22 protein-coding genes are annotated in these 24,376 nt (G+C 43.3%); 9 read left to right on the forward strand and 13 right to left on the reverse strand.

All coding sequences use genetic code 11. The features are described from left to right. Window positions 1–55: 55 nt before the first annotated feature. The 9 genes from FM107_RS04685 to FM107_RS04725 all read left to right on the forward strand — a co-directional run bounded on the left by FM107_RS04685 (window position 56) and on the right by FM107_RS04725 (window position 12,479). On the forward strand, window positions 56–694 hold the full coding sequence (locus FM107_RS04685; RefSeq protein ID WP_086947368.1) for a siderophore ABC transporter substrate-binding protein: 639 nt from the start codon (window positions 56–58) through the stop codon (window positions 692–694). A gap of 42 nt (window positions 695–736) precedes the next feature. Then, window positions 737–1,537 carry a universal stress protein gene (locus FM107_RS04690; RefSeq protein WP_086947369.1) on the forward strand — a complete coding sequence of 267 codons (801 nt, stop codon included), beginning with the start codon at window positions 737–739 and terminating at the stop codon, window positions 1,535–1,537. 54 nt (window positions 1,538–1,591) lie between these two features. Beyond that, window positions 1,592–2,692 (forward strand): major royal jelly family protein, encoded by a 1,101-nt coding sequence (locus FM107_RS04695; RefSeq protein ID WP_256959342.1) that lies wholly within the window; start codon window positions 1,592–1,594, stop codon window positions 2,690–2,692. A 120-nt stretch (window positions 2,693–2,812) separates the two neighbouring features. Then, the gene (locus FM107_RS04700; RefSeq protein ID WP_086947370.1) at window positions 2,813–3,340 is read left to right on the forward strand and encodes an HmuY family protein; all 528 of its coding nucleotides are present in this window, start codon (window positions 2,813–2,815) and stop codon (window positions 3,338–3,340) included. A 124-nt stretch (window positions 3,341–3,464) separates the two neighbouring features. Continuing rightward, window positions 3,465–6,551, forward strand: a complete 3,087-nt coding sequence (locus tag FM107_RS04705; RefSeq protein WP_086947371.1) for a SusC/RagA family TonB-linked outer membrane protein — start codon at window positions 3,465–3,467, stop codon at window positions 6,549–6,551. A 10-nt stretch (window positions 6,552–6,561) separates the two neighbouring features. Beyond that, entirely contained in the window at window positions 6,562–7,980 is a 1,419-nt protein-coding gene (locus tag FM107_RS04710) for a RagB/SusD family nutrient uptake outer membrane protein (RefSeq protein ID WP_086947372.1), read from the forward strand. Continuing rightward, the gene (locus FM107_RS04715; RefSeq protein ID WP_179204402.1) at window positions 7,970–9,160 is read left to right on the forward strand and encodes a DUF4929 family protein; all 1,191 of its coding nucleotides are present in this window, start codon (window positions 7,970–7,972) and stop codon (window positions 9,158–9,160) included. Before FM107_RS04710 ends, FM107_RS04715 begins: the two co-directional genes overlap by 11 nt. 2 nt (window positions 9,161–9,162) lie before the next feature. Then, window positions 9,163–11,586 carry a pitrilysin family protein gene (locus tag FM107_RS04720; protein ID WP_086947374.1) on the forward strand — a complete coding sequence of 808 codons (2,424 nt, stop codon included), beginning with the start codon at window positions 9,163–9,165 and terminating at the stop codon, window positions 11,584–11,586. Then, window positions 11,583–12,479 (forward strand): ChaN family lipoprotein, encoded by an 897-nt coding sequence (locus tag FM107_RS04725; RefSeq protein WP_086947375.1) that lies wholly within the window; start codon window positions 11,583–11,585, stop codon window positions 12,477–12,479. The genes FM107_RS04720 and FM107_RS04725 overlap by 4 nt, the downstream gene beginning before the upstream one ends. A gap of 32 nt (window positions 12,480–12,511) precedes the next feature. Here FM107_RS04725 and FM107_RS04730 read toward each other — a convergent pair whose 3' ends face one another. The 13 genes from FM107_RS04730 to FM107_RS04790 form a co-directional block, all read right to left on the reverse strand. Continuing rightward, window positions 12,512–12,817: a Smr/MutS family protein gene (locus tag FM107_RS04730; protein ID WP_086947376.1), complete on the reverse strand. Its 306-nt coding sequence runs from the start codon at window positions 12,815–12,817 to the stop codon at window positions 12,512–12,514. A 39-nt stretch (window positions 12,818–12,856) separates the two neighbouring features. Then, window positions 12,857–13,249, reverse strand: a complete 393-nt coding sequence (locus FM107_RS04735; protein WP_086947377.1) for a group III truncated hemoglobin — start codon at window positions 13,247–13,249, stop codon at window positions 12,857–12,859. 109 nt (window positions 13,250–13,358) lie between these two features. Continuing rightward, window positions 13,359–13,727 carry an aspartate 1-decarboxylase gene (gene panD, locus FM107_RS04740; RefSeq protein WP_086947378.1) on the reverse strand — a complete coding sequence of 123 codons (369 nt, stop codon included), beginning with the start codon at window positions 13,725–13,727 and terminating at the stop codon, window positions 13,359–13,361. A gap of 51 nt (window positions 13,728–13,778) precedes the next feature. Further along, a complete protein-coding gene (locus tag FM107_RS04745) occupies window positions 13,779–14,849 on the reverse strand; it encodes a DUF6695 family protein (protein WP_086947379.1) in 1,071 nt (356 codons plus the stop codon). A gap of 2 nt (window positions 14,850–14,851) precedes the next feature. Continuing rightward, on the reverse strand, window positions 14,852–15,094 hold the full coding sequence (locus tag FM107_RS04750) for a DUF6695 family protein (RefSeq protein WP_143559426.1): 243 nt from the start codon (window positions 15,092–15,094) through the stop codon (window positions 14,852–14,854). A gap of 119 nt (window positions 15,095–15,213) precedes the next feature. Then, a complete protein-coding gene (locus FM107_RS04755; protein WP_143559427.1) occupies window positions 15,214–15,627 on the reverse strand; it encodes a helix-turn-helix transcriptional regulator in 414 nt (137 codons plus the stop codon). A 114-nt stretch (window positions 15,628–15,741) separates the two neighbouring features. Next, window positions 15,742–16,263, reverse strand: coding sequence for a hypothetical protein (locus tag FM107_RS04760; RefSeq protein ID WP_086947382.1), 522 nt, complete (start codon window positions 16,261–16,263; stop codon window positions 15,742–15,744). 23 nt (window positions 16,264–16,286) lie between these two features. Next, a complete protein-coding gene (locus FM107_RS04765) occupies window positions 16,287–18,920 on the reverse strand; it encodes a TonB-dependent receptor (protein ID WP_086947383.1) in 2,634 nt (877 codons plus the stop codon). 11 nt (window positions 18,921–18,931) lie between these two features. Next, the gene (locus tag FM107_RS04770; RefSeq protein WP_086947384.1) at window positions 18,932–20,428 is read right to left on the reverse strand and encodes an SUMF1/EgtB/PvdO family nonheme iron enzyme; all 1,497 of its coding nucleotides are present in this window, start codon (window positions 20,426–20,428) and stop codon (window positions 18,932–18,934) included. Between the two features lie 3 nt (window positions 20,429–20,431). Then, on the reverse strand, window positions 20,432–21,436 hold the full coding sequence (locus tag FM107_RS04775; RefSeq protein WP_086947385.1) for a hypothetical protein: 1,005 nt from the start codon (window positions 21,434–21,436) through the stop codon (window positions 20,432–20,434). Between the two features lie 12 nt (window positions 21,437–21,448). Continuing rightward, the gene (locus FM107_RS04780) at window positions 21,449–22,540 is read right to left on the reverse strand and encodes an SUMF1/EgtB/PvdO family nonheme iron enzyme (protein WP_086947386.1); all 1,092 of its coding nucleotides are present in this window, start codon (window positions 22,538–22,540) and stop codon (window positions 21,449–21,451) included. A 2-nt stretch (window positions 22,541–22,542) separates the two neighbouring features. After that, complete coding sequence (locus tag FM107_RS04785; RefSeq protein ID WP_086947387.1) at window positions 22,543–23,649, reverse strand: PorV/PorQ family protein; 1,107 nt, start codon at window positions 23,647–23,649, stop codon at window positions 22,543–22,545. Window positions 23,650–23,660: 11 nt separating this feature from the next. Further along, the gene (locus FM107_RS04790; RefSeq protein WP_086947388.1) at window positions 23,661–24,374 is read right to left on the reverse strand and encodes a PKD domain-containing protein; all 714 of its coding nucleotides are present in this window, start codon (window positions 24,372–24,374) and stop codon (window positions 23,661–23,663) included. Window positions 24,375–24,376 lie beyond the last annotated feature (2 nt).

A 24,376-nucleotide genomic window follows, 5' to 3' on the forward strand; every position in this document is an offset into this window, starting at 1 on the left:
GAAACTCTCCTTAAGGTTTGAACCTAATATGTCTAATTTAGTTTGAAGACGTACAATTGAACCTGATTTTGAAAGTATTAACGCCGTGTCCCCCGATGTGATTTTGATGTCTACTCGTCAGGAACGTTTTTATGACGAACTACGCGATATTGCCCCCAGCATATTTGTTGGCATCGATAACAAGGACTATATACCTTCGTTTGAGCATAATGTGATGCTTCTGGCAAAAATCGTGGATAAGGAACAAGAGGCGGAAGAAAAACTTCATAAATTAATGGAGAAAGTATCCGCAGCGCAAAAGAAATTTGAGACAGACCCGGGCAAAGCGCTCTTCCTAATTTATAATAATGGTAAATTTAGTGCTTTTGGCAAAGGCAGCCGCTTTGGTTTTATACATGATGTTTTGCATATCAAACCTGTGATGACACTGAAGGATAAATCCGTGCACGGACAGCGTGTGTCTAACGAACTTATTGCGGAAGCGAATCCAGACTATCTCTTTATTGTTGATCGCAATGCGGCTGTGGTCGGAAAAAAGACCAATGTAAAGGAAATGGAAAATCGCCTGATAAAACAAACAAATGCCTTTAAAAATGGTAAAATATTTTACCTGGATCCGGATTTATGGTTCATCTCCGGAGGCGGGTTGGTTTCGGTAGACTTGATGGTGGATGATATTGTGGGAAGATTTTAAACTTGTATCTTTGAGTTTGTTGAATAGTTAAGTCCGAATGGTATGAAAGCCTTGATTGTAGCTGTAGACTTCTCCGATAATGCTTTATACGCTGCCCGATATGCATTGGGTTTGGCAAAGCAGTTAAATGCCGATATTCTTAAACTATATCATAGCAGCGTTGATGGCTACGACGATAAAATTGTAGCTTACGTGAAACTCGAAGACATCAAAGAAACGTTGGTTGTTGATAGTGAAGGACTGGACATCAGTTGTATCGTTGATGATAGGTCATTGACCGATGGACTTATTGCTTTGGCTGATCGGTATGAGGAACCGTTGATTGTAATGGGGATTACCGGCCGCGGTAAAGTTGGTCAGCGCTTGGTCGGAAGTCAGGTTTTTAAGGTCACGAAGCATGTCCATGCGCCTGTTTTAATCGTTCCCGAAAATGCTGTTTTCACAACCATAGAAAATACGGCGGTCGCGTTGCCGATAATACCTGATTTACGGGATTACGTCCCTCATAATGCAATCAGATCAATGGTCGGTGAGCTCGGCGCAAGCCTGATGATTGTGAATGTTGGCGGACGTCAGGATAAAACACCAAAGCCTGTATTATATGCCGGGTTGGCGGATATGTTTGAGATGTTTGACGACCTTTCCCCAACGTATCATTTTTTTACCTCCGCAAAGACGACGGATACGATTATCGATTTTGTAGAAAATAGCCAAGTGCAGCTATTGATGAGCATAGCGGGACAATATGGTTTTTTAGAGGGAATGTTTAGGCATAGCGTGACCAAAGAGCTCGCATATCATGCGACTGTTCCATTATTAATTTTCCGTTCGGGTAAACCATGAGGAGAGACGCGCTAGTTGAAGAAACTATTATCGATAGGAATAAAACGAAATATTATGCTGAAAAATTTAATTTTTATTTATGTAACGATGATGAGTTTTCATGTATTTGCGCAAGAAATGAAAGATCCCCGTCTGGAGGTTGTTGCCTCCTTCGGAAAGTCGCAGCCAATAGGGGTGAGCGTATCTGGCGATAACCGCGTGTTTGTATCTTTCCCACGAAGAGAACCCTACGCCATGGGACTTTCTGAAATAATTGACGGCGAGCGTAGACCCTACCCGGATGTGGACTGGAATGCAAAGGAGGGTGTGCCGGACGACCATTTTGTAAATGTACAGGATATCTATGTGGATACAGACGATCAATTATGGGTCTTGGATTCGAAACCCTCTTCTGCGGGTTCGGTATTCGGCAAGGATGGTTCGGAGGAAAGTGTGCAAGGGCAATTCAAATTGGTGCAGATCGATCTAGAAAGCAACAAGGTGATTCGGCAATATGCTTTTAATGACTTGGACAAGGCGAAATCGGGATTAAATGATGTGCGGGTGGATACCGATAAAAAACTGGCTTATCTCTCTGACCCGGGACAAGCGGCTATTGTGGTGTTGGATTTAGAAACAGGAACTACGAGATCGTTGTTGGCAGAATCAAGCTTTACCAAAGCGGATCCGCATGTGGTGCTGCATTACGAAGGACATGAGATGCGGGATAAGGACGGCAATCCATTCCGGTCGAACGTGAATGGGATCGCACTGACAAAGGATAATAAGTATTTCTATTTCAAACCTATTAATACCCCGAAGTTGTATCGGATAGAAACGAGCTATCTTGCTGATCATGCGTTAACAGATGAGCAATTGAAAGCTAAAGTGGAAGATTTGGGTGAGACCGCTGTCACACATGGTTTGGTAGCGGATGTTCAAGGGAATATCTATTTGACATCTTCGCTGGATTACAGTATTAAACGATATACGCCGGACGGTAAAATAGAAACCGTGGTGCAAGATAGCCGCTTGATATGGCCGGATTCGCTGGGTGTCGGCTCTGATGGTTACCTGTATTTTTCATGTGCGCAGGTGAACCGTCTGCCCCAATGGAATGATGGTGAAGACAAGGCGACCTATCCTTATGCGGTATATCGGGTGAAGGTATTATAGGCCAATGTGGACCACCACGATGTCGTTATAACCAATCCGCTGTAGTTAAAAATTATTAAAACAGCCGGCTCATTTCAAAAATAAACAGTATACTTGTTCTAATTTAGAACAATTCTTATTATGAGATATACTCAAAGTATAAAATCAATATACCTCCTGGTAATTTTTATGTTAGGTACCTGTTTTTTCGATGACCTTTACGGACAGGAAATAAAGACCGTTAACAATTTAGAGGCTAACAGTGAGATTGCTTATTATGATCTGGAACAGGGTAAAGCGGTTAGCGATGAAAATGGGGCATGGGATATTTCCTTCTACAAAACAAACATCGCGCTCAATCCAGGCACAAATGGGCGCGGGCAGGTGAAGGCGAAAGTACTCCAACAAGCCTTTGACAAGACGGATAAAGCACAGACCAAAACCGGATTGCAGACAGATCAGGGAGAGCAGTTGGCCATTCCGGCAGGTAGTGGAAACGGATGGTACGAATACAATATGGCCGACCATACCATCAATCCGATTAAAAACCATGTCATTCTTGTAAAAACAAGATCGGGAAAATTGTATAAACTGGAAATATTGAATTATTACAGCGAAAAGGATTATTCACCGGCTAACTACAGTTTTCGTTATGCATTATTACAATAGGCAGAAAATGGGAAGCTTTTTCGTTGCGTAAGGCCCAATAAAAAGTATGTGATATAAAAATCATGCATTTTATTTGTAATCGTTCTAAATAAGAATATCTTTGTTGTATTCAGAACAACAATGCATGAAGAAGATTTCACTTTGGCTCAGCCCCATATTATGGGGCATACTTGTCTTTATTGCCTGTTATCCGAACGCCGTCGCCTATGCACAGCAGTCCGAAAAGCTGTTGGTGAAGGGGCAGGTAAGGGATAACATAAGCAAGTCCCCACTCCCGTCGGTTACCATTAAGGTTCGTGGTATAGCGCTGCAAAGCACCAATGAACAGGGATATTTTTCGGTAAGAGTATCCTCTACTGATACCTTGGTATTCACCTCTACGGGATATACATCTTTCCGCTACCCTTTACATGGCGAAACAAGCGTAAACATCGTGTTGGAAAGCAATGAAAGTGCCTTGGATGAGGTCGTGATCAATGCCAATGTAAATGATGTCGATATCCGCTATCCAACGGCAGCGATCAGCGTGGTGAAGGGCGCGGATATTTCCTATCAGCCGATCGCCGATCCGCTGAGTGCCTTACAAGGTAAGGTAGCCGGATTGCGGGTCATCCGCTCGGGAGAGCTTGGTGCGGCACCCGAAGTACGTATCCGGGGAGTATCCTCGCTTACCCGCGGGAATAAGGCCAATCAACCTTTGTATGTGCTGGATGGACAGATCATTGATATGGACGCCTTCCTTACGTTAAATCCACAGGATATTGAAGAAATGAAGGTACTAAAGGATGCTACCGCCAATGCCATGTATGGGGTAAAGGCTGCTAATGGGGTCATTGAGATTAGCACTAAAAGAGCTAAAACGGGAGAAAGAACCTTTTTCTATAATTTTCAGGGTGGGGTAACTCTGCGAGGCAGTAAAGGGTTAGAGCTAATGGATTCGGAAGAGAAGCTGGCTTATGAGGCTTTAACGCAAAACCCGGCTTTTCCGGGATATCGATTTTCGGAAGAAGGCGTACGTAAGGAATATGGTAATGCCTCGGATATCGATCAATTGATTGCTGTCGGGCAGGCGACGCTGGATTCCCTGAAGGGCATCCATACCGATTGGTTTCAGGAACTGATGCGCCGTGACTATTACCAGAGCCATCAGGTGGGCATGGCTTCCGGAACGGATAAAACCTCCTTTTATGTGGCCTTGAATTACACTAAACAAGGGGGGAAAATAGAGGGGAATAATTTGCAACGCTATACCGGTCGTTTCAATATGCAACACCGTCCGACCGATAACTTTACTCTGGATCTGAGTGTAGGTGGTGCCTATTCGGAAACAACCACACACAGTGAGGGAGACGTAAACCCGGCCAGTCTGATTTATCAACTGAATCCCTACGAAACAAAAAGCAATGCGTTGGGGCAGCCAACACCCTTGATCACTTCGTATCGTGGTGAGCGTACTTACGCTGATCTGATCGGACAGGCAGATGGGAGCAACCGGAATACAAGAGGGTCGGCAACCGTTACCCTCCGTTATGAGCCTTGGTCTGCTGTACATATCGATGTCTCACAGGGGATTGATTATGTCGTCAATGATGGCTATATGCGCATTCCGCCAGAAGCGATCAGTCAGCAGGACAAAGGGGAAGGCAAAGGACAGCTGACCACGAACAAGCTATCGACCGTCAATTACAGCTCCAATGCACGTATCCTATGGCAAAAGTCCTATTATAAACACGACTTTACCCTGACCGGAAACTTGGATTACCTGCGTACCCGCCACCACAATATCGGTTATACAGGCTTCGGACTTTCTTCCAAGATTACTTCTGCGGCAGGCATTAACCAAGGGCTTACCGGTAACCTGGCACCCACGCTGGCAAGCGGACAGGAAACACAGGCACAGTTGGGTTTTGGCGGAGCCTTTGGCTACACCTGGAATAAATTTCTGGATGCTTTCTTTAATTATAAACGCGACGGGGCCTCGATATTACCTTCTGACAAGCGCTGGAATACCGCCTGGGCGGCAGGTGTGGGCGTAGAACTTTCGGAAATTTCCGAGCTGCAAGCCATCTTTCACCATCCTTTCCGTATTCGGGCTTCTATGGGTAATACCGCCGGACTGGGCGCCATATCACCCGGCTATGCCGTCGCTATTTTTACCCCTACAGGACAGGAAGCCTATCTCAACGGACGCGGACTGGCATTGGAATCTATGTATAATCCGGATTTAGTCCCCGAACAAAGTCGCTCTTACAATATCGGTCTAGATGTTTCCGTTTGGAACGGACGAGTCAACCTCACGGCGGATGTATACCGTCGCACCAATTCGCAGGTTTTGATGGAAGTACCCATACAACCCAGTATCGGCTTCCAGATGATGATGCGTAACGTCGGCGTCATCCGTAATCAGGGCATCGAACTGGCCGTTTCTGCCGATGTAATGCGGCAAGGCGAGTTCCGTTGGAATTTTAGTGCCAACGGTGCTTATAACACCAATAAAGTACTCGATCTATACGGAAAGGATAAGTTATGGACGAACAATAATGCCTCTACACCACCGGATTATCAGGTGGGAAAGGCTACCGACATCCTCTGGGGCGTTCAAAGCCTAGGCATTCATCCGATAGATGGCATTCCGCGCTATCTCGGTGCTGGAGGTATACAATACGACGGCCGGCGACCGATTGAAAACGAAGACTTCGTTGCCTTTGGCCATACTACCCCGCCATTTACCGGAGGTATGACCCAAAGTTTCAGCTATAAAAACATCAATCTATCTTTTGATTTTTACTATACCCTGGGAGCCAAAAAAAGCATCAGTCCGCTGCTCGCACGCGATGCGGAGGATATCCGTTACGCACAGGTAAAAGGGATGCTGGATCAGACCTGGCAACAGCTGGGCGATGAAGGAAAGGCTTTCGTAAATCCACGTATTGTTTCCTCCAATACTTTTCTGGGAAGCTTTATACGGGATATTACCACCAGTCGCACGGTACAGCAGGCCAATTACCTGCGGCTGTCTAACGTGCGCCTTTCCTGCCAATTCCCCGAAACATGGCTGGCTCATTCCAAGGTTGTCAAAACGGCACTGGCACGTATACAGGCACAAGATCTGTTCGTGTTGTCCAGCTATCAGGGACCAGACCCGGAATCAGGCACGCTGGCCGGATCCCTGCAGCCCGTTATTTCCTTTTCACTAAATCTTGGTTTTTAATCTCTTGAAGATGATAGCAATCCTAAAAAAGAAACTTTTAAAAACGTTGTATGTACCGCTAAGCGGACTGCTTTGCTGTTGCTTTCATGCTTGCAGCCTGGATTATCCACTGGAAGATAAGATCAGTGATCCCGGGGCAATCGACCGGCTGTCTGTTGCCCGGGAACTCTTGAATACGGCGTATCTGCGATCCTTTAAGGATCTCTCTACCTTGGCGATGCTCGGAGACGATTTCGGTCCGACCAGATACTCGGCACAATTTATGTCAAGTCAGTTTTGGCTATGGAAGCCCGAGGAAATCAGTGTCAGTGCCAATAACCTATGGCCGGACGCTTATCAGGCCATTTCCACGGCCAATACCTTTTTGCAACGCGCAGACGAAATTGAGGTAAAGGGCGAACAGGAGGAAAGCGAATTGCGGAAATTGCGGGGCGAAGCACTGGCGATTAAGGCTTGGAACTATTATATCCTCTTAAGGCTCTATGCGCCAAACATCAAAGAAGCGCCGAAAGCCGATGCCATTGTGCTTCGAAATACAGACCGGCCTACGCAGGAGGGCCGATCCAGCGTTGAACAGGTTTATAGCCATTTGGATTCCCTCACGACGGAAGCCGCAACATTATTGGCTGAAGGCGGTACCGACGGGAGCAATGTTCATGGTGCTTTCTTTAACAGTTCGGCTATGTGGGCGTTGCAGACTGAGCTGGCAGTTGATCGGGAAGAATGGCAGGATGCCCTTACCTATGGTGAGCAACTATTGTCGCGCTATACTCAGCTGGATGCCGATACCTACACCGCACTCTGGAAAACCAACGGTTATCAAAGTAATGAATCCGTCATGGCACTTGGTACCCACAGTGAAATATGGACCACCATAGAATACCAGTCGCCGCTGTATGGCAGAAGTTCAGCATTGAATATCGCAAGTGATATCATCAACAGTTACAGTGAAGAAGATCTCCGTAGGCAAACTTTGCTGCCGGACACTAATGGTGGTTATACCATAGGTAAATACCGCACAAAATTTTTCGAAACAGAATTTTATCCCATCCATCTTTTCCGGACGGCACGCATTTTATTACTATGCGCTGAAGCAGCCTACCGCTTAGGCGATCAGGATAAAGCACGCAGCTACCTGAACCGCTTGCAAGAGGCAAGGCAGTCGCCATTAAGCCAAGGCAGCGGAAAGACACTTTGGATAGCTATTCAGGCCGAGTTTCGTAAGGAACTGGTGGGCGAATGGTATCGCTTTTTCGATCTCAAGCGGTGGAGGTCCGAATTAAAACACCCGATTAATACCAGCGGAACGGAAGTACTGGACATCCAGGCAAGCGATTACCGCTGGGTGTGGCCTATTCCTAATGCAGAGATTGTACAGAGTGAAGGTAAAATTCAGCAAAATCCAAACTGGATACATTATGAAGAGTAAAAAAATAATAGGTCTTTTTGTGCTGGCATGCTGCCTGGTGACAGCCTGTAAAAAAGACACCATAGATCAGCACTATACCGGCAGCAATGACCTGATAAGTGAGGTGCCTTCAGGGGGTATCCGCATACAGGAAGGTTCCGAGAAAATAAGTACGGTGACCGTGCACCTCACCCTGCTACCTACCCATGCTCTGGATTTACCCCTGGAATGGGAGGCAGCACCAGATCAGGCCGATCCCGAAGATATCTTTCAATTGAGCAGCAAAGTACTGCACTTTGAAGCAGGCGAACGAACGAAAACCTTTACCATTGCCTCCACGGGTGCCGGAAACCGTATCACCAAGTTGTCACAATATTTTTTAAAAATCATTCTTCCAGAAAACAACGAACAACAACTTGTCTCCAATACGGATATCGAAGTTTACATAAGTCCGGTAGATGATTTTCCGGAATTCAATGAAGAGCAGCAAAGACGCTTGCAGGAATCTCCGGTGAATATTGGCTTGTGGACCGGCATTGTAGGCGTAGAAGTAAGCGTAGACCGCTATGAAGGCGGATGGTATGGCTTTGAAAAAGCACAAAAATTTGCCTATACCGGTACGTCGGTCATTGTGCCAAATGATACAGCGACTAATATTTCTACATTGGATATCCGAACCAATGCCTTCGGATTAAACGATTATTTTTACAGTGTTTTCCGTGGGGAAACCATTGATCTGTCCGTACCGGAAATCAGTGGATTCAATCCGGAAATTTTGGATTTGGTGAACTGGACCGACAATTCGGTGGAATCCTTTAAGATGACCTTGCCAAACCTCGTATTCTTACCAGATGCACCGGGAGCGAAAAAGGGTGCCATCCGCTTTAGTGCGCTGGAGGAAGATAGCGATCCTCCAGCTTACCTGGTGCCGTTCAGCTATGTCTTTTCGGCCAACAACCGTATGAACGAGTTCATCGCCCAAGGGAATGAGGAGGCTTCCTATTACGAGGATCTGCTGGAACCAAGTTATACTCTGCAGGCCATGCCCGATAAGGAACCTGAACTGGATGGACAGGGTACCTACAACGAAGAAACCGGAGAAATGCAGTTTACCTTGCGATTGACCCATTCTAATGCATCCGATGAGCCGGATAAAATTGTAATTAAATACCAATCACCACAAATAACAGAAAAGAAATAAGTATGCGGATTATTATATTAACGATCGGTTTTAGCATGTTGCTGGGAATAGGGGGAGTTTTCGCTCAATCGTATCGGACTGGTGTCTTGGCAAATGGTCTGCACTATTATCTGCGGGGAGACGACCATGAGCAACCTTATACCGACATGCGGTTGGCATTAAAGGTGGGCGGCGTGCATGAGAAACCGCATGAACTCGGATTCGCACATTATATAGAGCACATGGCCTTTTACAGTTCCAAACGGTTTCCGGATGATGGCATACACCAGTTATTGCGCAATCATGGTATCCTACAAGGACGTGGGGTTAATGCCTATACGTCCACTGATCATACGGTCTACAGCTTGCAATGGCCAGCCGAGTCTGTTACATCATTGGATAGCGGACTAAGTGTGCTCAGCGAGTGGTTGGGGGGATTGCAGTTCCAACAGCAGAAGGTAGACACTGAACGGTCTGTCATCATGATGGAGATGCGCGGACGGAAAGGGGTAGATACACTAAATTCTTTACGGCTTCCTTCCCTTGCCGTTCAATATGATGCCGTGCAATTGCCGGATGAACCGGTGAAGGCATCCGCATTGGATCGCTTTTACCAAGGCCATTACAAACCCAATCAAGCAGCAGTATTCATCTGTAGTCCGCTACCCATAGACAGCCTGCAAAAAAAAATAAGCGAGCAGTTTGCTCCATTATCCAGCGGTTCAATATCCCCTCTGCGCCAGGCTTTCTTTCCGAAACCGGGTGTTCGTACGCTGCACAGCCCTTTACTGGAAAGATCTGAGCTTTCTATTATCTTGCCTTTCCCTGGACAAAGTGGTTCCCGTTTGCCACAGCAGCTCGTAAAGTCCATCCGCCAGGCGATGGATTCCCTGGATATTCAGCCGGTGTACAGTGAAGTGTTCCGTTCCATTGCTGGTGATGCCTTATTATTAATCGGTTTGGATATACGCGATAGTACCCAACTTTTAACTGCCGTACACTCGATTGGATGCATTGCCTCCGGTAGCTCATCCGCTATTCTGAAGGATAACGGTTTATCTGTAGTTAAAGCCTCCAACAGAGAACTGTTTTTTAGGGAATACTTGGAGGATTTCCTCTATTCGAATAGGCAAGGGCGAGCTGTTGCCGGGATTGGGATAAATCTGGAGGCGTCTGGCATCATACAGTTGGTGCCGGATACGAACAGCCGCTTATGCGACGAAAGATCTATCAAAAAAGCATGGCGGGATGGGATTTCCCATCCGATGATTTTTCCGATAACGCAAAAAGAAGAAGAACCACCTCTGCCCACAGCAACACGAGCGGTAGACCAGCAAAGATGCGGGGAGGGCTCCGGATGGAATATTTTTCACTTCCCTCTTACCAATGGTACGACCCTGCTGTTGAAACAGATCGACGGACTTAACGAAAGTCTGCTGACGAGCATCACACCAATAGGCTATGCCGACCTGCCCAAAGCGGAACAAGAAGCCGCCATTGATCTGCCTTCCTGGTTCTTTGTCGCCGATATGGGGCCATTTAGGGCGGATACGTTGGGTGACTGGCAGCTTCGCGATGGAATTTCCATCAATGCCTATGCGGAAGCGCATCGCCACGGCTACATTGCCTCTTGCCCTACAGCAAAATCCACTTCCCTTTTTCGTTTCATCGCCATGGGCAATCAATATGCGCCGCTATCGCAAGAATCAAATGAGTTTAAGAAAATTGATGAGCATATACACAGGCAGTTATGGGGAAATAGCGATGGAGCGGTTTACATACTGGTGACCGATACCTTGGCACAGCCCGATATGTTAGGGCAATTATTCGCTATTATGGAGTCCTATCCGGCAGATAAGGACAGAAACCATGGTGTGCATACAAACAAACAATTCTCGACACCCGATACCAGCCATTCGATAAGTCATACCGTAGCGCAGGACGGCGAGCTGGAATTTAGTGAATTTATTTTTCAGGCGCAGATGCCATCCTGTTCGATATTGGATGCTTTTTATTTAGACCTATTGGAAGATGCCTATTTTGATCAGCTCCTACGGACACTTCGCAGTAACGGACTTTCGTACTCGCCTTCCGTAAACGCTCATTTGGAATATGAAGAATCCGATCCTTTCTTTTCCCTACAGATAGCAGTATATTATCTGCCTGAAAACGCCGAAAGGGTCGAACAGCTGGTTAAAAGTAGTTTTGATAGCATACCACGGTATCTGGATCAGCAATTTTACGATGCATTGGAACGGAAACACCTGCCGCAACATCAATGGCCCTATCTACAGAGTCATCAATGGATGAAAAAACTAACATGGTGGACGCAGATCGGACAAACGTTTCCTATCGAAACCATTCATCCCGACAGATCGTCCTTTCTTCACTGGCTAACCGAAAATTGGTCACTTGAAAATTTTTTAATAAAAAACCGTCATAAATGAAAAAGCAGTTTTTTTTAGCGATATCAATATGGATACTGATTAGTATCCATAAAGGATATGGCGCAGACACGTTGGCCACACACTATCGTATTGTTGAGGTCGCTTCCGGAGAAGAAATTTCAGTGGATACACTGGCTGACCGGTTGGCAAAGGCATCGGTTGTATTCTTTGGAGAAGAACATGATGATCCGGTAGCCCATGCACTGGAACTCGCGGTTCTGAAACGATTGTATCTGCATTGGCATGGTGCTATGGCCCTTAGCATGGAAATGTTCCAAACAGATATACAGCCCATTGTTGATGAATACATAGATGATGTGATTAGCGAACGTAATTTTATCAAGGAAGCCCGTGCATGGAAAAACTATGGTGACTACCGATCGTTGTTGCATTTTGTGAAGGAACATCGCATCGACTTTCTTGCGGCCAATACCCCCGATCGATACTCCAATTTGGCCAATAGAAAAGGACTCCCGGCACTGGACAGCCTATCGGCATGGGCAAAAAGCTTTTTACCACCTCTGCCCATTGATACGCTGGGTGGAGCCTATCACGAAAAGTTTTTCAAACAAATGGAAGGCGCACATTTTATAGGCATGCAGTATGTTTATCAGGCACATTGTCTTTGGGATGCCAATATGGCTTGGGTAATAGCCCGTTACCTAAAAAACCATCCCCAAAGAAAAGTGTTGCATATCAACGGAAGGTTCCATAGCGACGATCACCTTGGCATAATACAACAATTGCAAATCCGTTATCGTCCTGGAACTAAGGTGCTCAGCATCTCGAGTGTAGCATCTCCTGCTTTCCGCAGCAATGAGGAAATGCGCGCCTATGCCCGGAATGCTGACTTTCTCATTTTGACAGATGCCGGATTGGAGCGAACGCATTGATGATGGAGGATATTGTAAAAAGGTGTTATAAGTTACAGGCCAATGTGGACCACCACGATGTCTTCGTTGTGGTAGGAGGGGTGATAGCTCGCAATGGCACCGCTCTGTTTATAGTAGGCCAATTCGTCATAAACGGCCCGGCGCAAAATGCCTTTACCTTTGCCATGAATAAAACGGATTTCGGTATAGTCCCAATAGATAGCCGCATCAAGCATTTCCCGCAACAATTCCAATGACTCTGCCAACAGCTCATTAGTCTCATAGCTATCGAGATTGCTTAAAAATGCGTCAGCATGTAAATCCACCGTTTTCGGCGGTTTTGGCAAAGTCCTTCCCATAAGCCAAAAATAATCACAAAAATTGATATAGGTATTATTTTAAAGCAAAGGCTTGAAAGGCGATTGGCGTATATGGTCCAGCTTTACCTGGAACAATGTGGCCATTTTTCGCCCGCGGCTTTTGGCCTCGTCAGCTACAGGGCCCTCGAACAGATCGTTGACCGTTTTATCGAAGAGTTGCAGCCATCGTTCAAAATGGGTGGCGTCTATCGGCAATTGTGCATGCGGAGGAAATGGCCGTCCTTGGTATGTGTATTCGTCCAACAGGATCGTTTGCCAAAAGGTATACATCTTTTCCAGGTGTACCGGCCAGCGTCCTTCTAGCTTTGCATTGAAGATCGGACCGATTAGCTCATCCACTTGTACCCGGCCATAGAAAGTATCCACCAACAACTTAATATCATCTAACGTTTGTATATCTGTTTGTGCCATATCTTACCTCCAAAACAAAGTTAAGCAAGAAATAACGGAAAAAACATGAGGCAGCGCATAAAAAGGTCGACCGTTTGTTGATACAATGCAACCTTTTTTTCTTTTATTACTAATAATCGTATTTTTCGATTGCTTTTATTTTATTTTCTCCTTCAGTAAAAACAAGTGTTGGTTGATATGTGTCTGCTTCTTCCGGAGATAACTGGATAAAAGAAAGGATATGAACGGTATCACCTACTTTGGCGTGAAGTGCCGCACCGCCGTTCATACAGACTTCTCCGCTACCTCTTTTCCCCGGAAGCACATAGGTCATGATACGGCTGCCACTGATGGCGTTGTTAATATAAACTTGTTCATATTTCTTGATGCCGGCTGCATCAAGTAAATCGGCATCGATTGTGATAGAACCATTGTATGCTACATTGGCCTCTGTCACTTTAACCGTGTGAATTTTTGCTTTTAAAATTGTCAATTCCATCTATTTTTTTTTGTATTTATATAATCCCCGATTTTTGATAATTCCATAGGGTCATAAAATAGCTTTTATGTTTTGTTGGTTGTTGTCGGCTTGATGCGTTGTTGTAACCGCTGAAAACAGGTGCAAATTATTGTTCTGTATAATGGAGTATTTGTTATACAGGAAGTTAGGTGTGAAGGTGTAAGGGCGGTTGATATCAAATTTTTGAATACAGGCTGTTTCTACCGCGTATTCCAATTTTCCTGAAGCGGCATATTTATGAACAACAAATAGGTTTTCATTGGGATGTTGTTCCAATTGAAACCAGGCACCTTCCCCAATGCCGCCTATCCATTGGGCATGCTCCGAGACATTGGATGGGCGTGATGGGGCGTCGATCATGCCGGATGTTCGGTCGCAGGCTAATTCTTGTGAACCTTTTTTGGTAAAATTATCTTTCAATAAGCTGACTTGAAACCATAACGAATCTTTGCGCCTCATCTTCCTTGCTTGGAGCAATCCATGTTCATAACAAAAGACTTCGTCATCAATGACCGCATTGATGACATTGCTTGTCGGACTTGCTTTGATACATTCGGGATACAGTATTTTGCGACGTCTTTTATCGTCTATGTCCATTCCCTCCGTTAATACCTGTGCTACAAAGCGGGAGCAACTGTTGTTGTTTTTAGCGAGAGCACCGTATAAAACAGGTCCCTCTGCGACCAACTTTTCGGCATAGGCAACACATTTTGTGAATGAAATTTGTCTGCAAATTGAAAGAAATGTCCGTCCACCGCCATGTGTTGCCTCTTCTTTTTCATCAAGTTCTGCTAAAATCTTATCGATGTTCTGCACCTCGCCCTGTTGCGTAACCTGGGCTTTTGTATAAATGTCCAGACGTGGATCAAAGCGGACTGACCTCGCCCGTCCATATCCACGTGGCGACATATAACGACCAAAATCATAATAAAGTATCTTTCCGCTATTTCTTTCGATAAGTAGTATGGCTGCATGGCCTACTTTGAAGTGAAGATTTTTTACGATGCCTATTTGTTTGAAAAACGCCATCCATTTTTCATCTCCCAAGGCGGTTTTATCGGGCCAGGAAATCGGAATCGCTATGTCGTTGAAAGTGTGCATATTTAAAAATCATAATAAAGTATCTTTCCGCTATTTCTTTCGATAAGTAGTATGGCTGCATGGCCTACTTTGAAGTGAAGATTTTTTACGATGCCTATTTGTTTGAAAAACGCCATCCATTTTTCATCTCCCAAGGCGGTTTCATCGGGCGTCCAAAGAAATCTGGATTTGTCGATGGTCTTTGCATCACTTTTATTCCGGATCTGGCCGAGCTCGTTCCCGAGCATGGACCAAAGTGATAGCACTTTTAAAGAAGATCCGGAGCTGCAGCACCATATAGTGATAGCACTTTCAGCAACCGGTGACCTGGAACAACCAAAATTTTGATAGCACGAGGAGATTATATTGTCTTAATTTTAAGGGGTTATGCAAAAACATCATTTAGGTTTACACCCTTTTGAACCAATAACTTTAAATAGTTAATGAAAAAGGTGTCTTCTCTGTTCTCCAAGTAACTTAAACTGCTTTGGTTGATACCAATAGATTGAGTAATTTCTTGCCATTTTATTTTAGACTCTTGTCTTTTTTTCTTCAAATATTTGGCAATGTTTTCCGCTCCACTCAAAAAAGCTTCATTTAAATCTATGCCTCTTTGAGCAAGGAAATGTAAATAAAGATCAATCGATTCGGGCTCTCTGTTCTCAAAATAGGATAGTGATGTTTGATGTATCCCTAATTCTTTAGCGATATCGGTCGTATTGATTTGCTTCTGTTGTCTAAGTTCTTTTAATCGTTTACCGAACATTACGTCTGTGCATGCTTGTGCAATTGCTCTCAAATTTAATAAAAAAAAGCTGTCTTATATTTTATAACGCTTAAACCGCTATCATTCTTCTGACAAGATGAAAAAAAAATTGAGAAAGTGATGCACACCACCTTCTCGTTAAGGTTTTTAATAATTATATAGGTTTATCTTTATACCTAAACCTAGATGATAGTAACTACTACCGAAAACTTTTTTAAGTAAATAAGCCTGATAAGCATAGGCCGATAGTGAGAGACTTTCTGACACCATAAATTCAAGTTCTCCGCCACCTTTACCTCCAACAGAAAACCCAGTAACGTCTCGCTCTAGCCCTGTAAGTTTTTCGTATCCTCCTGTTAAGCCAGCACGTACAGATAGGTTGAACTTGTTGCCGAGATAAAAAGGAATTACACCGATCAATACATCCGCACCAATATGATTGTATTCCGATTGCATTGGGGTTCCCCATTCATAAAAGATCGCAGGATTAATCAGGAAGGTCGAACTAAGGTATTTACTATAGTCGGCCCTTAATCCTTGACCAGAGTCTGACGCAAAAAATGAAGCACCGATATTGGCACTTCCCCTTGATCGCATAAATTGCGCTTGGGTCTCGTTGATGCTGATTATTGTCAATAAAAAGCCGATTAAAAACAGTCTATTTCTCATTTTGATATTTTTTATGTTTGGTGTTATTTTAAATTTCCTAATTTATAGTTGACTGAAAACATGACGTATCTCGACAAACGGTTTACGTAAAGATCAGAGATCGTATTGTTATTGACTGACCTTCTTATGCCTGTATTGTTATTGAGTAGATCAGAGACCTCCAAATTGAGCGTACAAGCCCCGTCTAATACTTTATAGGAGACATTGGCGTTTATAATAAAATTATTGTAGGAGTTTCCTGAAAATCCAGAATTTATAAATTTATTTGCGCCTAACTTTGAAGAGAATTTCCCTTGTGTATATGCGATGTCCATCAAAAGATTAACCGTACTGATCGGAGCGATATCGGTTTGCTCAACTCCATATTCGATATCCGTTAAGCGGTACATGACAGCAGGATTAAGGTGAAGGGATTTTGTTACTGGCCATAAGAGTTTTACTGTCTGATGGATGTTGATGTTCTTACCAAAATTTAACTCGCTGTTGATGTACTGGGGATTGTTGTCATAACTGAAACGACCACTTAGGTCGATAACCTTATGATTTTTAAGCGTCTTGGAAAAATAATAATCTGCACCGATCCTTTTATAACCATCAACATTTAACAGCGACATATATTGCTGTGCCTCACCTTCAATTAATTGTGCCGAATTGGACGTTATTTTGTCATCCGTCATAACAAAATCTACATTGGCACGGAATACCGATCCGGTTAGGGCATTCATGGCTTTATAGCTTAAGGAAGCCTGTGTATTATTTTCGGCTAGCAAATTAAGATTCCCTGTATAGACAAATAAGGGATCGGTCATTGTCGGAATCGATATTATTTGGTAGACAGCAGGAAGGTTATAAAACTGTTTACCTGCGAGGGTAATACTCTTTTGAGTAGAAAACTGATAAGTAATCTGTAGAGATGGAAGCAGTTTTTTGTAATCAATAGTTCTTTCCGACTGATCTTGATCGTTTGTTTTTAGATAATCATTTTGATACGACAAAGTAATATCATAAAACCACTTTTGAACTTGGTATTGAAAACGAGCATCAAGATGATTGTTAACGATCTTTGAATTGATTAAACCCGATAAGCTGTCTACTGGATTTTCGGTTTGATCGGTTGTATTTCTCTCGAGCTCTTCGGTGATCTCATTACGATGGTAGGCAATTTCTAAGATTCCATTTTCACCAACGGGTTCGGTATAGGCGATCGTTGGTGAAACTATCGATCTGTTTCGCATATCACCGACATACAGGTTTAAGGGATCGAATGCTTTATTGAAGTCATTAAATATGGACTTGCGTTCGTTTACTTTTTCTTTCTCTGATTTCAACTTGAAAGCTACTGTTCTTTTGGGTCTATTGAATTTGTAGTGTACACTACCATCAAGACCGATTGCGTCCTGTGTGCTGTGATGATTCAAGGTATAATTACGTGCGCTATCCGCGGTAGTAAAAAAAAGAGCGTCTCTTTGTTCATCACGATTCTGTTTTCCTGATCGAATATATGGCGACACGTTAACTGCAAAACGCGAATTGGATAGATCATAGCGAAGGTTAAATCGCCTAGTACGATCTTTGGATGATCTTGCAAAGTCTTCCGTATAGTCGATATCATCTCCTTGCTGTACGGCAGTTGTTTGGCTTTCACCAAAACTACGGTTCAAGGAATTGCTTTGATCTGCACTCACATACAGTTGGCTACTCTCATTGATTTTAGTACGGGCATTAACGGCAAAGTTGGTTGCACGGTTCATCCCTTCCTGTCCAATCTGCGAAGTTGCGCTATTGTCCATAACAGAACCGCCCAACATATTGGGTTTATTTACGTTGTTGGTTCCTGCTGTAATAGACAGTTGGTTTCTGTTATCAAAGTAGTTTGCTGTTCCGTTAAGGCTATAGGTTTTTTTACTTCCTGCTCCTGCGTTAAGTTCTCCGAATCCCCCTTTGACCGTCGGATTTTTTGTATGGATATTTAACGTTTTTGTTGGCTCTCCTTTAATCCCTGTAATGGTAGATTCTTTGCCATAGTCGTTAACCAGTTCGGCTGTCTCAAGCAAATCGATCGGGAGGTTACGAGTTAATAGGCCTACATCACCATTGAAAATCTCTTCATCGTTGAGCATAATTTTAGTTACCTTTTGACCTTCTGCGTAAACGTCTCCATTATGATTTACCCGTAATCCTTTAATGCGTGATAAGGTTTCGGAAAGGTAACGGTCTTCTTTCCCCGCAAAAGAAGCAAGATCATAGGATATCGTGTCTTTCGATATTAGGACCGGGTGTTGGGGATGGCTAATAACCATAACCTCGTCAAGCAATAGGCTTGTTTCATACAAAGTAACCTCAATACTGTCGAGCATGGCAATTTGATTACTGGATAGTGTATCTCTTTTAAAGCCCATCATAGAGAACATGACCGAATAGGTCTTGCTTCCTTTCTTTTGTATAGAAAAAAAACCCTGATCGTTAGTGATCGTGCGTCGCACCTTCCCTCCGTCTTTAGGGGAAAACGTAATCGTTGCCTTTACTAGGGCACTCCCGAGACTGTCGGTCACTCTTCCCTGCAGGTTGTCATTTTGTGCCTTAGCAAAGGAACAAAACAGCATAAGGATAGCCAGTGCCCGCCATTTTATTGAAGGCATTGCATGAAATAAAACCATAACTAATTTTTTTATTTACTTCTTCTCAACCTTGATGTATGTCGCTTTTTGGACGCTCGTTTCATGTTTTTGGATATGACTTCGGGCGATCCAGTCATTGTCATTGCACAACGGAATCCGATTGTAGCACTAGAAGATTCTTTATTGAAAAATCTGCGTGCAGAAGGATTCACCAACGGTAAACGATCATCCCATGATCCGCCTTTGATCACACGGCTACTGGGACTGACTAGTGTCGAGATCCCGAACAGTTGTACGTCAAGAGAATCAAGTATAGGATCACTTAAATCGTCGTTCTGATTGTCCTCCGCCTGTTGCTCGATAAATTCATCATAACTCGGTTTTACGGGATCGACCATCGCTAGCAGGTCAGATTCCCCTCCAAACCCAACAGCAGGAGAAAGGTCATTCGTACCATTATACGTGTTTTCCTGATAGGCATCTGCTACCCATTCATTTACGTTGCCTAGCATGTTGTAAAGGCCAAAAGCATTGGGTTCATACGCTCTTACAGGAGCTGTTATATCGGCTCCATCGTTCAGATAACCTGCCGTTCCCATGTTATTACCTTTGCCCTGCTTGTAGTTCATCATAATTAATCCTTTTGTGCTTCTGTGTTCAGAACGGGGATTAAACTTTTCTTGGGTTAAATATCCATCCTGATTAGCTAGTAAAGCGACCGAAGCATACTCCCATTCGGCTTCTGTTGGTAGCCTATAAGGTTGGATCAATAGGCCATCTTCGATACCTACAGTGCGTCGGCTGTCGGCATCAGCATTCAAGGAATAATCTTTTGGCATATTTCTACCATCGAATTGTTCACCTTTATATTTCCCCTGAAGATAGTCTTCGGTTTTAAAAGGGACATAACTTTCTGCTCCTGACTCTTTGACCTCTTTCCAAGGTTTTAATATGCCCTTTTCTCTTAAAATCTGCTCGTTGACTCGGTCGGTTCTCCAACTACAGTATTCATTGGCCTGTACCCAACTCACACCAACCACTGGGTAATCTTGAAACGCAGGGTGCCGAAGATATATTTTTGAATATTGAGAATTGGCCGTTGAAGTCCTATCCCAAACCGTTGAATCAGGTAGGGCATCATAATACATTTTGTGATCATCAGGGTAGTTCGTTTTTATCCAGTACAGATATTCTAACCAATCACGGTTTGATACGGCTGTTTCGTCCATATAGTAGGATGCAACGGTAACCCGCTTTTTTGTGATCTTATTGGAATAAGACATGGAGTTCTGTGCATTAGCTCCCATCACAAAAGTTCCGCCTTCAATGGGCACTAGCCCAGGGGGCGTTTTCCGTTTATACTTGGTATTAACCATAAATCCCCCATTGGATTCGTCATTATAAACCATCCCAGTTTTTGGACTTTTACCCTTTTTATATGACGTTCCTGTTTTTACGCTGTAACTTACTTTTCGTGTTTGACGAGCGCATGAGGCAACGGCTATGGCAATAATTAGTAGTAATATAAGTCTTGATAATTTCATCATGATTTATTGTCTATATAAGTCGCTTTGAAAATTCATTAATTCTTTTTTGAGCCTTTCGGACTCGAGCAGTTGTTCAACTTTGGTTTTCTTATAATCTTTGACTCTAAGGTCTTGCGAATTGGAAACCTTAACGATATAAGAATCAAAATGTCTACCTATAAAGAAATCATCGTAAGAGAGTCCTTCGGCATCATTATAATCGTTTGGAATAAATTCGTTCACTAACACGTTTCTTATTTCAGGGAAATAAAGCCAAAATGCGGGTTGTGCATCCATCTGAATAGAGAAGGCATCAAAGTCCGAAGTTGCTATATCTACGTCGTTACCCGCATTACTTTCATCAGAGATGGGGTTAAATGGGTCGAAATCATCAGCAATTCCATCTCCTAAATCCATTGACATACCGATCTCTATTCCCCCGTTTATTCTAGGTATTATTAGCGGAGCAATCCCAACAATACGAGGTTCAAAAACCGATCGTTGTTCATCGAATATCCAATCTTCTTTAATTCGGAATAAGAATACTGACTCAGGGTTAAACTCTGGTGTTACCCAATTTTGATCTGTCACCTCTCCGTTTTCATCATATATTTCGACCAAAACACTATCTGTCCCTGTTAATCTAAACAAGGCTTCATTTGGCGATAATCGGGTTTTAAAAGCATCGCCATTGGGATCGTCTTTGTCGGGATTTGGTGTCGGATCATAGGCTGTTATACTGCCCTCCTTAATATGTTTAAGTAAAATACTAATCAGGTTATTTGCAGGTGATGTTATACCTCTATTGATGCTTAATCTACCGTCTATCTCTTGCCAGACTCGTTTACTATAAGATATATTTTCGGGTTTTAATTCTGCAAGTGGCATAGGCTCTCGCTTATCTTTCTTAACTAACCCGATATAACCGTCAACGGGTGGTTCCCAGTTGGTGGTCGTGTCTTCTTGTCCGTAAGCAGACGAAAACACGATAAGGGATATAAATGCTAATAGTTGTAATGATCTTTTCATCGTGGCTTGTATTTATTTTACTATGGTATAAGATGCTATGGTGCGAAATCCTGTAAACGAGTTGGAGAGTTCTTGGTCGATTCCGATCCTGCTAGAAACAAGTATTCTACTGGCAACGTCTTTCCATGATCCCCCACGAGCTACTTTCCTTGCCTCGTTTTTCCGGTATGAGGAATAGGTCGGATTCAGATCGTTAAGAATACCGATAGATCCTGCTTCGCCAAAAGTCGAGACCGTCCATTCGGCCACGTTACCAACCATATTGTACAATCCGTACGCGTTCGGTTTGTAGTGCTTTACAGGTACGGTATAGGTTCCTCCATCACTCGAGTAGTCTCCATACCCTGTTTTAAAATTAGCCCTGTAATTACCTCTAGAATCAATTATATCGGGGCCTCCCCACGGGTAAGGCATTTGGTTAAGCTTCCCCCGAGAGGCATACTCCCATTGCCATTCCGAAGGAAGGTCGAAAGTTAATTTAGCTTCGTTCTTCTTGTGTTTGGCATTATAGCTGTTATACATGTTAGTTCTCCATGCGCAGAACGCTTTAGCCTGCTTCCATGAAACCCCTACTACTGGGTAATTATCATATTGCCCACTTGAAAAATAATCGGTCACAAGGAAAGTGTTTTCAGCGTTAGGAAAATCTACCATCCAAACCAATGTATCAGGATAAATGTGTACCGATTCTTTAATCAGAAATGAACTTCGATCGGCATCCCTATTCTCAACAGCCTGTTGAAAATCGAAGTATTCAAAAGTGTAGGTAAGTTCGCTAACGTTATCTGTTTTTAATGAGTCTTTCACCCATTCAACGAACTGCCTATATTGAGCATTTGAAATCTCTGTCTGATCCATAAAAAAACCTGATACCTCGATGGTTTTCTTTTGATCGAAGGGATTCTTACTCATATCCTCGTCGGATGCCCCGGCTACAAATGAACCCGATGGAATATAGACCATCCCATAGGGTGGTGCTGACACCTTGGTTTTACGAGTACTCACACCGACTAAATCTCTTTCTTTATTGATGCCCGTCATTGCACAACCGCTAATCGTGACTAAGCTGATTAATAGAAGTATATAGTTTGTTAATTTCATCATTTTTAATTTTCTAGGATTGAAAAAGAAAGGCCTAATCGATATATATTTCCTGAACTAAATTCCTTTTTGCTAGGGGTAAGAAAAGATGCAGTAACAGAAAGTTTTTTTGCATTGAAATAGGTGTTGATACCGACCCCAGTGGTTAAGTAGCCAACGCTTCCAAATTCGGGCGATTTGGCGTCATAGCCAGCCATTGCCGAAAATATACTTCTAAACATGAGCTCGGCTCCGACTGAATATCCAATCCCTCCGCCTGCCCCTACAGGTAGAAGGCTTGTGTTGTTTCTATCGGACGGAAAAAAAGGTTTGTTAGCTTCCGCACCGATAAAGAAATAACTGTTATCGTCAATAATTCTCTTGGTATATCCTAAACCCAAATTCATTGTAGTAGGCAATCCGGTTTGGTCTCCCTCTTCACTATATTTTAATTTAGTCCCTAAGTTTTTCAGGACATATCCTGCATTGATCTGCGCATCATCTGCTACAGGATATTCAAAATAAAGACCGTAATCTATCGCTCCTGCCAATGCTGATTTATAAAGATCAACCGTTGGCTCTGAACTTACCAGTTTACTGTAAATACCTTTAAGCGTTACACCCATGTGAAGATGTTCAATCACTTCCATACTATATCCGATATTAAATGACATTTCTTTCGGACGGAGAAACTGACTAACGTTCCCTTGTTTATCGGTAAATTCTACAGCCCCAATAGAGAAGTACTGAAAACCAAAAGCTAAAAAGCTTTCCTGGCCACGACCACCAACGATCAGGTTGTTGCTCGCAATACTGAATATGTTCATATCATTGACATATTTAGGCATCACTGGCGAATAACTGACCGAAATATCATTTTCTAAAATATCTTCCTGATAGGATAATTTTGCAGGATTGCTGTACAATGAAAAGGCATCGGTTATACCGATACTTTTCATGTTTCCCATTGCAGAACTTCGAACATCTGTGTTATACAAAAGGAACTCGCCTCCCGCGGTCAGAGCTCCCGTAGCAACGCTTTCACTCTCCTGATCCTGTGCCTGTACATAGCATGGCATAACGATTCCAATAGCGAATAAAAGGCTTAAAGTTATTTGATTCTTAATTTTCATATAATTGCGAGCTATATTGAAATCCTCTTTTCGATTACCTGCGAAAAAGCTTCATTGTTATCCATTACTCTTAACTGAATTGTGTATGTTCCTCCCTGTCCGAATACGTGCTTTACATTCGGTTCGGGTGTGGTGAATTTAAATCCGTTAATGTTCCACTCATAAGCCACGATCTCACCTCCGAAGTTGCTGTCCTGATCATAACTAGCCGAAGCGTCGAAAGTATATTCATGTATATCGGGGTTTGACACAGATTCCTGAAAATCAGCAATAGGCAATAAGTTATCGAAGACAAACAAGCTTAACTTTGCTTCGCTGATTTCGTTAAACTTATCTTCTAACCTGAACGTGATATTGTTCTTCCCTACCTGTCTAGGAATTAGACTAAGGTCAACAAATTCCTGATCCACTCTTAACGATGGGTTTGTCATCACATCCCCTTTATAGTAAGCCTCGATGCGTCCCGAATCAATTAGCACCTGACATCTGTAAAGGTTTTCGTCTGCATCCCCCATTCTCAACCTGACATTATAATAAGTGGTTGTATCACTATAATAGCGGATACTATCAGTAAAGGAGTTTACCAGGGCAACGGTATCAGCTTGCGATTTTACAATCTGAATACTTGGTTTTGAGTTGAACTCCCGAAAACCGTCGTCTCTATCACTACATCCCGTAACAGCAGAGGCTATTAGCGCTAGGTATAAACTAAGTTTCTTTATCATGG

It is taken from the genome of Sphingobacterium sp. JB170, assembly GCF_900163865.1.
Taxonomy (GTDB): Bacteria; Bacteroidota; Bacteroidia; order Sphingobacteriales; family Sphingobacteriaceae; genus Sphingobacterium.

Coding starts and splice junctions, on each gene's coding strand:
- FM107_RS04735 (WP_086947377.1), bottom strand. CDS start 13,249: ATGGCACAAACAGATATACAAACGTTAGATGATATTAAGTTGTTGGTG.
- FM107_RS04695 (WP_256959342.1), top strand. CDS start 1,592: ATGCTGAAAAATTTAATTTTTATTTATGTAACGATGATGAGTTTTCAT.
- FM107_RS04690 (WP_086947369.1), top strand. CDS start 737: ATGAAAGCCTTGATTGTAGCTGTAGACTTCTCCGATAATGCTTTATAC.
- FM107_RS04790 (WP_086947388.1), bottom strand. CDS start 24,374: ATGATAAAGAAACTTAGTTTATACCTAGCGCTAATAGCCTCTGCTGTT.
- FM107_RS04765 (WP_086947383.1), bottom strand. CDS start 18,920: ATGGTTTTATTTCATGCAATGCCTTCAATAAAATGGCGGGCACTGGCT.
- FM107_RS04720 (WP_086947374.1), top strand. CDS start 9,163: ATGCGGATTATTATATTAACGATCGGTTTTAGCATGTTGCTGGGAATA.
- panD (WP_086947378.1), bottom strand. CDS start 13,727: ATGGAATTGACAATTTTAAAAGCAAAAATTCACACGGTTAAAGTGACA.
- FM107_RS04770 (WP_086947384.1), bottom strand. CDS start 20,428: ATGATGAAATTATCAAGACTTATATTACTACTAATTATTGCCATAGCC.
- FM107_RS04775 (WP_086947385.1), bottom strand. CDS start 21,436: ATGAAAAGATCATTACAACTATTAGCATTTATATCCCTTATCGTGTTT.
- FM107_RS04730 (WP_086947376.1), bottom strand. CDS start 12,817: ATGGGAAGGACTTTGCCAAAACCGCCGAAAACGGTGGATTTACATGCT.
- FM107_RS04745 (WP_086947379.1), bottom strand. CDS start 14,849: ATGCACACTTTCAACGACATAGCGATTCCGATTTCCTGGCCCGATAAA.
- FM107_RS04780 (WP_086947386.1), bottom strand. CDS start 22,540: ATGATGAAATTAACAAACTATATACTTCTATTAATCAGCTTAGTCACG.
- FM107_RS04785 (WP_086947387.1), bottom strand. CDS start 23,649: ATGAAAATTAAGAATCAAATAACTTTAAGCCTTTTATTCGCTATTGGA.
- FM107_RS04760 (WP_086947382.1), bottom strand. CDS start 16,263: ATGAGAAATAGACTGTTTTTAATCGGCTTTTTATTGACAATAATCAGC.
- FM107_RS04700 (WP_086947370.1), top strand. CDS start 2,813: ATGAGATATACTCAAAGTATAAAATCAATATACCTCCTGGTAATTTTT.
- FM107_RS04725 (WP_086947375.1), top strand. CDS start 11,583: ATGAAAAAGCAGTTTTTTTTAGCGATATCAATATGGATACTGATTAGT.
- FM107_RS04705 (WP_086947371.1), top strand. CDS start 3,465: ATGAAGAAGATTTCACTTTGGCTCAGCCCCATATTATGGGGCATACTT.
- FM107_RS04710 (WP_086947372.1), top strand. CDS start 6,562: ATGATAGCAATCCTAAAAAAGAAACTTTTAAAAACGTTGTATGTACCG.
- FM107_RS04715 (WP_179204402.1), top strand. CDS start 7,970: ATGAAGAGTAAAAAAATAATAGGTCTTTTTGTGCTGGCATGCTGCCTG.